The sequence below is a fragment of the Mesorhizobium tianshanense genome, assembly GCF_007830515.1.
In the GTDB taxonomy this organism is placed as follows: Bacteria; Pseudomonadota; Alphaproteobacteria; order Rhizobiales; family Rhizobiaceae; genus Mesorhizobium; species Mesorhizobium tianshanense.
The window spans coordinates 1-13172 of record NZ_VLKT01000064.1 but is presented as its reverse complement, the minus strand read 5'-3'; the positions used below and the strand labels follow the sequence as shown (position 1 = coordinate 13172).

The 13172-nt window shown below is 58.4% G+C and carries 12 protein-coding genes; 10 read left to right on the top strand and 2 right to left on the bottom strand.

Annotated features, from left to right (window positions below; all coding sequences use genetic code 11):
- Positions 1-22: 22 nt before the first annotated feature.
- Positions 23-946, top strand: coding sequence for an omptin family outer membrane protease (locus IQ26_RS32965; protein WP_145722544.1), 924 nt, complete (start codon positions 23-25; stop codon positions 944-946).
- Between the two features lie 134 nt (positions 947-1080).
- On the opposite strand, the gene IQ26_RS32960 is transcribed toward IQ26_RS32965, so the two are convergent.
- Entirely contained in the window at positions 1081-1326 is a 246-nt protein-coding gene (locus tag IQ26_RS32960) for a hypothetical protein (protein WP_240547349.1), read from the bottom strand.
- A 611-nt stretch (positions 1327-1937) separates the two neighbouring features.
- On the opposite strand from IQ26_RS32960, the gene IQ26_RS32955 reads away from it, so the two are divergent.
- From IQ26_RS32955 to IQ26_RS32915, 9 genes are all read left to right on the top strand, one after another.
- Positions 1938-2834 carry a restriction endonuclease subunit S domain-containing protein gene (locus tag IQ26_RS32955; RefSeq protein ID WP_240547348.1) on the top strand — a complete coding sequence of 299 codons (897 nt, stop codon included), beginning with the start codon at positions 1938-1940 and terminating at the stop codon, positions 2832-2834.
- Between the two features lie 99 nt (positions 2835-2933).
- On the top strand, positions 2934-4448 hold the full coding sequence (locus tag IQ26_RS32950) for a type I restriction-modification system subunit M (RefSeq protein ID WP_145722543.1): 1515 nt from the start codon (positions 2934-2936) through the stop codon (positions 4446-4448).
- The gene (locus tag IQ26_RS32945; protein ID WP_145722542.1) at positions 4441-5463 is read left to right on the top strand and encodes a virulence RhuM family protein; all 1023 of its coding nucleotides are present in this window, start codon (positions 4441-4443) and stop codon (positions 5461-5463) included. Before IQ26_RS32950 ends, IQ26_RS32945 begins: the two co-directional genes overlap by 8 nt.
- Positions 5460-6680: a restriction endonuclease subunit S gene (locus tag IQ26_RS32940; RefSeq protein WP_208760265.1), complete on the top strand. Its 1221-nt coding sequence runs from the start codon at positions 5460-5462 to the stop codon at positions 6678-6680. Before IQ26_RS32945 ends, IQ26_RS32940 begins: the two co-directional genes overlap by 4 nt.
- Positions 6674-7195 carry a hypothetical protein gene (locus tag IQ26_RS32935; protein WP_145722541.1) on the top strand — a complete coding sequence of 174 codons (522 nt, stop codon included), beginning with the start codon at positions 6674-6676 and terminating at the stop codon, positions 7193-7195. The genes IQ26_RS32940 and IQ26_RS32935 overlap by 7 nt, the downstream gene beginning before the upstream one ends.
- A gap of 2 nt (positions 7196-7197) precedes the next feature.
- Positions 7198-8070 carry a Kiwa anti-phage protein KwaB-like domain-containing protein gene (locus IQ26_RS32930; RefSeq protein WP_145722540.1) on the top strand — a complete coding sequence of 291 codons (873 nt, stop codon included), beginning with the start codon at positions 7198-7200 and terminating at the stop codon, positions 8068-8070.
- Positions 8067-11297: a type I restriction endonuclease subunit R gene (locus IQ26_RS32925; RefSeq protein WP_145722539.1), complete on the top strand. Its 3231-nt coding sequence runs from the start codon at positions 8067-8069 to the stop codon at positions 11295-11297. Before IQ26_RS32930 ends, IQ26_RS32925 begins: the two co-directional genes overlap by 4 nt.
- Complete coding sequence (locus IQ26_RS32920; RefSeq protein WP_145722538.1) at positions 11294-12010, top strand: M48 family metallopeptidase; 717 nt, start codon at positions 11294-11296, stop codon at positions 12008-12010. The genes IQ26_RS32925 and IQ26_RS32920 overlap by 4 nt, the downstream gene beginning before the upstream one ends.
- 349 nt (positions 12011-12359) lie before the next feature.
- A complete protein-coding gene (locus IQ26_RS32915) occupies positions 12360-12770 on the top strand; it encodes a hypothetical protein (RefSeq protein ID WP_145722537.1) in 411 nt (136 codons plus the stop codon).
- Positions 12771-12853: 83 nt separating this feature from the next.
- Here the strand turns inward: IQ26_RS32915 and IQ26_RS32910 are convergent.
- Positions 12854-13172, bottom strand: a 319-nt coding sequence (locus IQ26_RS32910) for a transposase (RefSeq protein WP_208760264.1), incomplete at its 5' end; no start/stop codon positions are given.

Genomic DNA, 13172 nt, shown 5'->3' with positions numbered 1-13172 from the left:
GGACACAAAGGAGAATTATCTGATGCGGCGACTGTTTTTGACATGTGTGGCGCTTTGTGGGCTGACGGCGAGCGCTACCGCTGCCAACGTTCCGGTGATCGCCGATCCGGCATTGGTATCTTTCGAGGGTGGGCTACGCTATTGGTACAGTACCGGCGAAGCATCGAAGGACCTTTACGATTCCAGCGGCACGCTGCTGCTCTCGCGGCTCACCTACGACCGCCTCGATGCGCATTCGGGCGAAGTCTTCTTCAACGCGACCCACAATCCGACTGGCATTTTCGTCAAGGGCCTCCTCGGTGCTGGCGGGATCACCGAGGGTTCTCTCGTCGACGAGGATTGGCGGCCGAATAGGGTCCCTTATTCGAACGCGTTGCTCGATCAGCGCGGCGGCGACATCACCTATTTCACCACCGATCTAGGATACTATTTCTGGAACACGCCGGCCTACCGCATCGGTGCTTTTGTCGGCTACAATTTCTGGAACGAGCGCTACCACGCTTTCGGTTGCGTGCAGCAGGCGACCGACCCGGGGATTTGCGTGCCAGCCATCCCGGCCAATGTCGGCGTCATCAGCCAGGACAACGATTGGCATTCGCTGCGACTCGGCCTTGCCGGGCAGACGCAACTCACCGAACGACTCAGCCTTTCTGGCGACGTAGCGTTCCTGTTCACGCGGCTCGACGGCAAAGATCGGCACCATCTGCGCCCAGAGATCAACCCCCAACCTGAAGACGGCGACGGGCATGGGGTCCAACTCGAGGCGGTGTTGAACTACAAGGTCACAGATTTGTTCAACATCGGCGTCGGCGCCCGCTACTGGAGGGTGGCATCTGACGGCACCGCGCATTTCGAGAAGGCACCGCTACATGGTTTCCCGCAGGTCGAGGACTGGCAGGCAGAGCGCTACGGCATGTTCGTGCAGGCGAGCATCAAGTTCAACTGAGAAAGCAATCGTCCGCCGCCACAACCCAGACGACCAAATCGGAAGTGCCCCTCGATCAGTCGCCCGGCAGGCCGCGTTCGACCAGGCGGGCAAGGCGCGCAGAAAACGCCTTGGCGTCCGCTAGCTTGTCTCCGTCATAGAGGATGTGCGACATCTTCCTTGAAGGCGCGCTCTTCATTGCCGAGCTTCACCAGCGCCAGCACGCGTTCGTGGCGAGGATTGATTTCGAGGATTGGTTTTGCGGCTTTGTCGAGTCGACCGGCGGCATTGAGAAGTTGCTCGAACTGGCGGTCCGGGCCGTGCTCGGGCGCGATCAGACAGTCGGCGCTTTCGGTCAGGCGGTCGGAGGCCCTGCAACCGCCTGGATGAACACGACGCAAGGACGGCGTTGTTCTGCCTGGAGAAGATGAAGCACAGATCATTCCCTCGGCGGGTGTGGCTGGCGTGCAATTAGCTCTTCGACTACAACTTATTCGCACCGTCCGTGGTTCTCGGCACCTGCACCAAATATGCGGAAGAACCCCTGATCGCCGCGCTGCACGGCATGTCGGGTGAAGGTGGTGGTCTTCCAACGGCCGTGAGGAACGGCGCCCGGCATCGTTCGCCGTGCAGGCTGCGTCCGCGCAACCGCGCCATCTTTGTGGAAGCCGCGGGGTGAGTAGGCCGGAGGGATTTCAGCGTTCTCGCATTCGGAGCCGACAACGATTTACGTATAGCCTTCTCAGACACGATCGAGGAGTTCGACCTCCACACCATTGAGGTGCGCCGGCTACGCTATGACGGCCGGGAGCGCGGACTTATTAGACAAGCCCTATCCCATGCGCTCGCGCGCAAACATATACCTGACGCTCATCCGCCTCCGAAACACCGATCTTCTCGCTCCGACTGATCCTGCTGACCCGCGTTGGGCACCACTGCGATAGTTGGTCGGAAATCTCTCCGGAAGTGCTCCAAATCACCCAGATCTAATTTTTTCGAGCCACGTACGGTGATGGCAGGCGTGACGGAAGATAACTGCGGCGCAGCGCTTCGTCTCGGTCTTCTCGGGGGTTTGAAAACTCTTCGTCGCACCGCATCACAAACGCTCCGCCTTCGGCCATCCACATCCATCGTATCCGCGCTATGGCGCACTGGCCCGCACAGCCACCCTATCGCACGGGCCGAAGCCGATGTCAATTTCTTGTGCAGTAGCTACTTCTACAGAGATACAATTCTGTTGACACTGCTCCTGAAGGGTGTTCAACTCTGTGGCATGACCTACAGAACAAAAATCATGGCGCTTCCCGCCACCAGCGACATTCAGTCGGGTTACACGGCGCGAACCGGCCTCAGCGCCACCGCCGATGGCGGCGTGCCGGCCATCCAACTGCGTGATGTCAAGGATGAAGGAGCGTTCGATCCGTCGGGCCTTCCGCGCTATGCGCTGTCAGGCTCCTTCGATCGCTACTGGGCAGGCGCCGGCGACATCCTGTTCCGGTCGCGGGGAGAGCGGAATACCGCCACCATGATCGCGCCGGAAGCGCAAGGCGCGGCGATAGCGATGCTGCCCCTTCTCATCCTGCGACCGCACCGTGACATCGTCGAACCAGCCTATCTCGCGTGGTTCATCAACCAGCCGGAGACGCAGCGCTACTTCGACAAGTGCGCACGCGGCACGCGGCTGCGGATGATCCCGAAACGATGCCTGGACGAGCTGGAGGTGCCGGTGCCGGACCTTCAGACGCAGCTTCTCATCGTCGAAATTGACGCGCTGGCGCGGCGCGAGCGGGAGCTCGCGCAGCGGCTTTCGGAACTCAAGTCGGAATATTTGAGCTTTGCCCTGCTGGCGCACGTGCGAAACGCCCAGCGTCACGACAATGAGACTGGGCGAACCGGTGCCCGCCGGTGAGTTGCGTCAGCTCTATAGCTCGCCCTGTGGACTGATCTGAGAAATAACTTGGGGCGGGCCATGCGCCCGCTCCAATATAAACCCGAAGGGGAACGAGACATGAATAGCAAGGTAACACAACAAGAAATCAATCAGGCCGCCTGGGCTGCATGTGATACATTCCGGGGCGTGGTCGATGCAGGAAGTTACAAGGATTACATCCTTGTGATGCTCTTCCTGAAATACATCACCGACCTCTGGAATGACCATTTCGAGAGCTATAAGAAGCAGTTCGGCGATGACGTGCGCGTGCGCCGGCGCATGGAGCGCGAGCGCTTTTACCTCCCTGACGGCGCCGACTTCTATTACCTGTATGAAAACCGGAACGAGCCGAATATCGGCGAACTGATTAACATGGCCCTCGAGAAGATCGAGGATGCCAACCGCGCCAAGCTCGAAGGCGTGTTCCGTAACATCGACTTCAACTCCGAATCCAATCTCGGTCGCACAAAGGATCGCAACCGCCGCCTCAAGAACTTGCTGGAAGATTTCAACAAGCCAGCGCTCGATCTGCGTCCGTCCCGCGTAACCGAGGATATTATCGGCGAGTGCTACATCTACCTGATTTCGCGCTTCGCCTCGGATGCGGGCAAAAAGGCCGGTGAGTTCTATACACCTGCGGCAGTCTCGCGCCTGCTCGCCAAGCTGGCCGATGCCAAGCCCGGCAACACGATCTGCGACCCCGCCTGCGGATCAGGCTCGCTGCTGATCCGTGCCGCCGAGGAAGTGGGCTCGGACAACTTCTCGCTCTACGGGCAGGAAGTGAACGGCGCGACATGGGCGCTCGCGCGCATGAACATGTTCCTGCACTCCAAGGATGCCGCGCGCATCGAATGGTGCGACACGCTGAACAGCCCCGCCCTTATCGAAGGTGATCAGCTAATGAAGTTTGATGTAGTTGTTGCCAATCCGCCCTTCTCTCTCGACAAGTGGGGCGCGGAGAATGCCGAGCACGATCCCTTTAACCGGTATTGGCGCGGCATCCCGCCGAAGTCCAAGGGCGATTACGCCTTCATCACCCACATGATCGAAATCGCCAAACGGCAGTCCGGCAGAGTCGCCGTGATCGTACCGCATGGCGTGCTATTCCGCAGTGGCGCCGAAGGGAAAATCCGCCAGGCCCTGATCGAGGATAATCTGCTCGATGCCGTGGTCGGCCTGCCGGCCAACCTCTTTACCACTACCGGCATTCCGGTCGCGATCCTGGTCTTCGACCGCTCACGCGAACAGAACGGCGAGAATGAAGGGCGCAAGGACGTGCTCTTCATCGACGCCAGCAAGGAATTCTCGCCCGGCAAGACGCAAAACGTCATGAACGATGCGCATATCGCCAAGGTACTGGAGACCTACCGGACCCGCGCCGAGATCGAGAAATACTCGCACCGGGCCAACCCCGAGGAAATCGCCGAGAACGACTTCAACCTGAACATCCCCCGCTATGTCGATACGTTCGAGCCGGAGGAGGATATCGACGTCGCCGCTCTGCAAAAGGAGATCAACCAGATTGAAGCCGAACTGGCTGACGTCCGGGGCCGGATGGCCGGGTACCTGAAGGAGCTTGGCGTCAATGTCTGAGGGCGAGCTGATCCTTTACGCCACCGAGGACGGCGCCACCACCATCGGCCTGCGGGCGATCGACGGCACCGTCTGGCTTAGCCAGCGCGAGATCGCCGAGCTGTTCGACAAGAACGTGCGGACCGTCAACGAGCACATTCGCAACATCTTTACAGAGGGCGAATGCGCCTCCGCCGCAACTATCCGGAAATTCCGGACAGTTCAGACCGAGGGTGCGCGGCAGGTCGAGCGCGAAGTCGACGCGTACAACCTCGATGTCATCCTGTCGGTCGGCTACCGGGTCCGTTCGGCACGCGGCACGCAGTTCCGCCGCTGGGCCACCACCGTCCTGCGCGACTACCTAGTGAAGGGCTTCGCAATGGACGATGCCCGGCTCAAGCAGGCGGAGCAGTGGGATTATTTCGATGAGTGGCTGGCCCGCATCCGGGACATCCGCGCCTCGGAAAAGCGCTTCTACCAGAAGGTCAAAGACCTCTACGCGACCGCGGTTGACTACGACAAGACCTCAGACCAGGCGCAGGCCTTTTTCAAGAAGGTCCAGAACAAGATGCTCTGGGCCGTAACCGGCAAGACCGCCGCCGAACTGATCAGTAGCCGCAGCGACTCCGGCTCTCCCAACATGGGCCTGACCAGCTGGAAAGGCTCGATCGTGCGCAAGGGCGATGTCGGCACCGCCAAAAACTACCTGAAAGCCGACGAGGTCGAAGAGCTCAACGGCATTGTCGTGATGTATCTCGACTACGCCGAGGATCAGGCCAAGCGCCGCCGCCCGGTCACGATGGCCGAATGGGGGGATAAGCTCGACGGCTTCCTCTCCTTCAACGAACGCGACGTGCTGACGCATGCGGGCCGTCTCCGTATGGACGTCGCCCAGAAACTCGCCACCGAACGCTTCGAAGTGTTCGACGCCAATCGCCGGGCGGCGGAGGCGCTTGCCGCCGACGCGACAGATATCGCCCAGCTGGAGGAGCTGGAGAAGGCCGCCGAGGAGCGAAATAAGGAGGGTAGGAAATGACGCTTCCAATGCGGTGGAGCCACGGCACGCTCGACGACGTGATCTCTTCGGTTCGAGGCGGCTTTAGCGCCAAGTGTGATGATAGACAAGCACTGCCCTCCGAAAGAGCGGTGCTCAAGACAGGCGCTGTCCTGAACGGTCGATTCGACGCAACGCAGAACAAATACGTTCCGCCATCAGAACATGCATCGCTTAGGACGCCCGTTTCTGCTGGAACGATCGTTTTCTGCCGGAAGAACTCAGAAGACACGATCGGTGCTGCAGCACTAGTCGAACGGGACGATCCCAACATTTTCCTATCTGATTTGCTTTGGGAGTTGCGCCCTGCAACCGGGGTTGACCTACATTGGCTGGTTAGCAGTCTAAAATGCGACAGAACTCGTAAGCTCATCCAGATTGAAGCAACTGGCACACAAAGCACGATGAAGAACATTTCGCAGGGGCGGTTGCTTAGTGTGCCAGTTGCGATCCCGCCCCTTCCGGAGCAGCGCAAAATCGCCGAAATCCTTCGGACCTGGGACGTGGCTATCCAAAAGCTGGAGGCGCTCCGCGCGGGCAATTTGCGGCGGAGAGTCTGGCTGCGATCCCACCTTTTCACGGGCAGAACAAGGCTTCCCGGATATTCGGGCACGTGGCGCGAGGTGCCTCTCGGCGAGGTCCTGACCGAACATGGGCTGCAAGGCACCGGAGCCGAGCAAGTGTTCTCGGTTTCGGTTCACAAGGGACTGGTCAACCAAATTGAACACCTGGGGCGCTCTTTCGCCGCCAGCGAAACCGGCCACTACAACCGCGTTCTGCCGGGCGACATTGTTTACACGAAGAGCCCGACGGGCGACTTCCCGCTCGGCATCATCAAGCAAAGCAAGATTGGGCAAGAGGTCATCGTCTCCCCGCTCTACGGGGTGTTCACGCCCGCGACCTACGCGTTCGGAGTGATTCTCGATGCGCTGTTCGAGTCCCCGATCGCAGTGCGCAACTACCTGCACCCACTTGTGCAGAAGGGCGCTAAGAACACCATCGCCATCACCAATTGTCGGTTTCTCGAAGGCAAGCTGCGCCTTCCAATGGACCCGGCGGAGCAGGCCGCAATCGCGGAAATCGTGGAGGCTTCGCAATCGGAACTTGCCTGCATTGAAGCGGAAATCCAAGCTCTGACTCGCCAGAAGCGCGGCCTCATGCAGAAGCTCCTGACCGGAGAATGGCGGGTCTCATGCTGAACTGGCTCGCCAAACTCTTGCTGACGAGCACTGCGATCGCGCCCGTGCTTCTGACCTATGCCTGGGTCGCCTATCAAGCCGGCGAGAGCAGCCAAGCCCTCGCTCTGCTGGTCACCTGCCTAATCCTCATTGCGATCTGCATCGGCATGCTGCGCTATGCCAACAGGCATCTCGAACGAGTTGCGTTTTCAGCGATCACGGTCGAGGCGGCGGATAGGGAGAATATGGGTTTCCTGCTGCTTTATCTGCTGCCGTTGTTCACGGCACAGTTTACCGCGCTGAACTGGCAGGTCTGGGTGCCTGCAATTGCCATTTTCGCCGCGGTCGTGGCGACCGGCTACAGCTATCATTTCAACCCGCTGCTTGGGCTCATGGGCTGGCACTTCTACAAGGTCAGCACAAAGGAGGGCGTCACATATGTCCTCATCACCAAGAAGCAACTTCGCAACGCAACCGAGACGATCGAAGTCGGACAGCTGACCGAATACATCGTCATTGATGTAGGAAATCGCTGATCATGCCTCAGAACCTTTTTGCCGCCTGCCGCAACGGCGCAGGCCAACTCGTCACCAAGCGAGTACGTCTTGATGCCAATGTGCAGCAGGCCATCGAGGACATCTTCGCCGATCAGGAAGCCGAGTTTCGCGCCGGCGTGACAGACGAAGTGCCGTTTGACGGAAGCTGGACGCCCGACGAAGACGAGTTCCTGACCATCGATATTCCTGCCGAGGCGCAGGCATTCGAGAACACAATTAATGCCAATGCAGTGGCGGTGCCGGACATCAATACGGCCGCGTTTGCGGGGGAAGGCATCAAGGCGCTGTTCACCGGCAGGACCGTCAACGGCGCGACGACGGTTCTCGTCCAGCGCTTCACATCACAACAGGTCCTGGAGCGACGCTTCGCCCTCCTTCAGCAAGGGAACGCGTTTCGTCGCCTGACTGAGCCGGCCTTCACGCTGGACAGCGGACTTGCCTGCATCGTCGAAGATGGAATGATCAAATTCAAGAGCCAGCAAAAGCTGCGTTCAATCATCAACATGCTCGACATTTACCGCGCCGCCACCGATCAGGAGGTCCAGACCTTCGCTGGCCACGCCAGTCTCGCGGTCGCAGACATTGCCGGCTTTGTCGACATTACCAACCAGATTAGCCGCAAGCTGATCCACGCGATCACCAACAACGGGACGCTGGACACATATACGCCCACCGACATTCAGACCGCGGCTCAGGAAACCGGACTCGCGATCATCGTTCAGAATGGCAAGATCGTGATGCCGACGGCGCACGGGGAGATCAAGGCTTTGCTTCAGTTCCTGAATGAGAGCCGCTACTCCGGACCTCTGTCAGGTCAGGCGTATGTCACCAATTCACAAAGATTGGCATCATGACCGAGGAGCCGAACCGGAGCGGCTTCGATGCGGCCGAGAAGTATCAGTCGCAGGTTCCCGCACTTCAGACGCTGGTGGCCCTTGGCTTTAAACCGCTGTCACAGGCCGAGGCGGACAGGCTGCGTGGCAAGCCCCGCAACGTTGTGCTCGATGACATTCTCGTCGAACAAATGCTGAAGCTCAACCGGTTCAGCTATCGCGGCAAGGAGTACCCTTTCGACCTCGAAGACACGCATGAAGCGCTGCGCCGCCTCAAGCCCACTCCCGACAAACTGAAAGGACTGCGCGGGACCAATCAGGACATCTACGATCAACTCATTCTCGGCACGACGATCACCAAAGCGATCGAAGGTGACACCAAGAGCTATTCGTTCCGTTATATCGATTGGCAGCATCCTGAGAACAACGTCTACCATGTCACCGCCGAGATGGCGGTAGAGCGCACGGCCAGCACACAGACGCGGCGTTGCGATATCGTCTGTTTCGTCAATGGCATCCCGTTCGTCATCATCGAAAACAAACGTCCGACGGAATCACTGAAAAAGGCTGATAGCCAATTGATCGGCTATCAGCACGAGGACAACGTCCCCCAACTCTTCCATTACGCGCAGCTCCTGATGAGCATGAAGCGCCAGGAGGCGCGCTATGCGACCGTCGGAACATCGCGTAAATTCTGGCAAATCTGGCGGGATGAAGAGGACCGGGACGAAAACATTTTGCCGGTCATCAACCGCCTGCTGACTGACGAAGAGAAGCGCGCTGTGTTTTGCGGCGATCTCGCCGATGCCAGAGGATTTTTCGACGAATTGGCAGCCGCAGGCGACCGTGCGGTCTCGGAGCAGGATCGGCTGATCTACGCGCTCTGTCGCCCGGCGCGTCTGCTCGATATCGTTCGCCGCTTTACGGTGTTCGACGGTGGTGTGCGCAAAATCGCGCGCCATCAGCAATATTTCGGAATCCGGTCGGCAATCGAGCGCGTCAAGCGACATGATGTGAATGGCCGGCGCAAAGGCGGCGTGATCTGGCATACGCAGGGTTCGGGAAAATCACTCACGATGGTCATGCTCGGGCGCGCGCTGGCGCTCGACAAAGAAATCGTCAACCCGCGGATTATCATCGTCACCGACCGGGATGACCTCGACAAGCAGATCAAAGGAACGTTCAAGTCCTGTGACATGGAGCCCGTGCGTGCTGCCACCGGCTCTAATCTCATCGAATTGATCGCGAACAAAACGCCGCTGATCACGACGATCATCAACAAGTTTGATACGGCGATGAAGGCGGGCGGATTCCGCGACGACAGCGCCGACATTTTCGTCCTGGTCGATGAAAGCCACCGTAGCCAGACGGGCCGGCACGGAGGTCATGGCACCTTCGCTCTCAAGATGCGCCGCATACTTCCCGAGGCCTGCTATCTTGGCTTCACCGGCACTCCGCTGCTGAAGAAGGAAAAGAACACCCTCAACACCTTCGGCGGCTTGATCCACAAATACACAATCGACAAGGCTGTTGCCGACGAAGCGGTTGTCCCCCTGCTTTATGAAGGCAGGATAGTCGAGCAGCAGATTAGCGGCACGGTCATAGATAGCTGGTTCGATAAGATTAGCGAGGGCCTGACGGAACAGCAAAAGGCCGACCTGAAGCGGAAATTCTCCCGGATGGATGCGCTGTCGAAGACCGGGCAGGCCATCAGCGCCAAAGCGTTTGATATCTCGGAGCACTATCGCAAGTACTGGAAGGGCACGGGTTTCAAGGCCCAGCTCGTAGCGCCATCAAAGGCGGCGGCGATCAAATTCAAAGAGGTTCTCGACGAGATCGGTCATGTCTCCAGCGAAATCGTGATCTCACAACCTGACGATAAGGAGGGGAACGAAGAGGTCGATAAGGAGTCGAAGGATCGCGTCCGCAAATTCTGGGACACGATGATGGCGCGATATAAGACCGAAGCCGAGTACAATCGCCAGATTATCGATGCATTCAAGGGCTCCGGCGAACCGGAAATCCTGATCGTCGTCTCGAAGCTCCTAACCGGCTTCGATGCTCCACGAAACACCGTCCTTTATATCTGCAAGCAGCTCAAGGAGCACACGCTGCTCCAGGCGATTGCTCGCGTGAACCGCCTGTTCGAAGAAGACGGCACTGAAAAGCAGTTCGGGTTTATCATTGATTATGAGGGGCTGCTCGGCGAGCTCGATAGTGCGCTCACCACCTACAGCGCCCTCGAAAGCTTTGATAAAGAAGATCTGGTCGGAACGCTTCACGATATTCGCGAGGAGATTCGCAAACTACCGCATTTGCACGACCAGCTCTGGGACCTCTTCAAAGAGGTCCGCAACAAGAAGGATATGGAGCAATTCGAGCAATTCCTGGCGGACGAAGCCAAGCGCCACGAGTTCTATGCGCGGCTGCGGGCGTATAGCCGTTGCCTGCACATTTCCCTGTCGTCTGAGAAGCTTTACGACGTTTTTGAAGAGACGAGGATCGAGACTCTAAAAAGAGACTGGAAGGCGTTTGCCGAGCTAAAGCGCTCGGTGCAACTGCGTTATCAGGAAACCGTTGACGTCAAAGAATTCGAGCCGAAAATCCAGAAACTTCTTGATGATCACGTGACGGCGAAGCCCGCCGAGATCGTCATTGAAGCCGTGAACATCAATGATCCGGACGCGCTGAAGGCCGTCATTGAAGAAGATGGCACAACGGCAGCCTCGAAGGCCGATCGAATCGCAAGCGCGACGAAGCGGACGATCACCGAGAAGATGGACGAGGACCCCGCCTTCTACAGGCAGTTCTCGGAAATGCTCGAAGAAACCATTCGGGAATACCGGCTGAAACGCATCTCTGAGAAAGTATACCTTAACAGCGTTCTCGATCTGGCGAGCCGCATTGGTCAGAAGGATCATGGGCGTCACGTCCCCGAGTCCATCAAAGGCGATGAAGACGCGTTGGCGATCTTCGGAATTGTGGAGCCGTCTTTGAAGTCCATCGCAAGCGGCGCAAGCGAGAATACAGTCGGTGGCATCGCGCGCCGCATCGTCGAGATCATCAAAGCGCATCACATCGTCGATGTCTGGTCGAACGACGTGGCGCAAAACAACATGCGCAACGCAATCGACGACTACTTCTTCGACGAGGTTCGTAGTCAGCTTGGCAGCGATATCCCGCTCGACAATCTCGACGAAATGGAACTTAAAATCATGGATGTTGCCCGCGCGAGGTTTCCGGGATGACACCGGAAACCCATCAGGTTTCGTACGGCCCCCATCTGTTTGAATTCCGGCTCACTCGGCGTGCACGGAAGACGATGTCAATCAGCGTGACACCGAGTCTGACCGTCGACGTCGTCGCCCCGCTGGATGCTCCTTTTGAGCAAGTCTGCGAGAAGGTCAGGAAGCGTGCGCCGTGGATCAGAAAGCAGCTACAGTTCTTCCAGCAGTTTCAGCCGCGCACGCCTGAGCGCCGCTTCGTTGCCGGCGAAACGCACCTCTATCTTGGCCGACAGTATAAGCTGAAAGTCGTTCCGCACGTCCAGCAGCGGGTGAAGCTCTACCGCGGACGATTGGTCGTGCAGACTCACAATCCTCACGACGATAAATTCACCAGGGAGCTGGTTGAGAACTGGTACCGCGAGCGCGCACACGCAAAATTTCGGGAACGGCTGGTCCTATGCCAGCAGCTATTTCCGGACCCGCAGGATTTCAAACCGAGCGGTCTCGTCATTCGGCAATTGAGCCAACGATGGGGGTCAATGACACCCGGCGGCAAACTGATCCTCCACCGTTCGCTTGTCAGCGGAGCTGTTGATTGCATCGACTACGTTATCACACACGAGCTATGCCATCTGAAGCACGCCAACCACGGCCCAGCGTTCTACGCCCTACTGAACCGCATCATGCCGGACTGGGAGAGGCGAAAGCTGAAGCTCGAACGCCAGTTGTCGTGACGGGTGCACCACTCGCCATGCCTGGCGCACACGCAAAAACCGCCTCGGTCAGACCGAGACGGTTAGCGTACTATGACAGAAGTGGTTGCGGGGACCGGCAACCATCTCAACTTGCAATTCCTCTCAACTATCGCCGCGTTCTGGTTCATCTTGCCACCGAAGGCCGTAGGGACTGTTCCGCGCCGCAGCGTAGGTTCTTGCGTTGCACTTACGACCGTTCCATCCGGATAAGCGCAACAATTGTTGCGCATAGACTTGATGTTTGCGCGTACGTTCGGCATTCTTGCGCATACCCTACCAGGCGCAAGAAAAACGGCGAATCGTGGCGAACCAAATCCCGGACGACGCATTGGCCGCGATCGAAGGAATCGTAAGCCAACATACCGGCGCCATCCCAGCATCAGAGATTCTTCGCGCGCTACCAGCGCCTGTTCCTCAACGCACGTTACAATATCGCCTGAAGCGACTAGTATCGGACAATCGCCTCATTATGGAGGGCGAAGGCCGTTGGGCAAAATACCGTCTGCCTGACGTTGATTCGCCCCCTGCATCATCTGGCGAGGATCGGGCTTTTGACATTGCGCTTTCCGATGCAGCTAAATCAGTGCGCAACTATGTCCGACAACCGCCCGAAGCCCGCAGACCGGTCGGTTACAATCGCGACTTTCTCAACCGCTACCGCCCGAACGTCACCTTCCATTTGACCGCGTCGGAGCGCCACAATCTGACGTCGGTTGGACGACCGCAGATCGCAGAGTAGCCAGCAGGAACCTACGCCAAGCACATCCTGAGCAGGCTCCTCATCGATCTCGCCTGGAATTCCAGCCGACTTGAGGGCAATACCTAGTGGATTGATTCCAACGTTTGGAACCCTCGGTTTCGGGCGGCGATGATGTCGTCGGGATCGGCTCTCCAGACGAATGGCTTGGGGCTGTCGGCATTGTATTCGCGAACGAAGCGGTTGATGGCTGCCTGGAGATCGACGACGGAGTGGAAGACGCCGTGCTTGAGCCTGCGCCGGGTGAGTTTGGCGAAGAATCCCTCGACGGCGTTGAGCCAGGAGCAGGAGGTCGGCGTGAAGTGGAAGGTCCAGCGCGGATGGCGCGCGAGCCAGGCGCGGACCTTGTCCTTCTTGTGTGCGGCGTAGTTGTCGAGGATGACG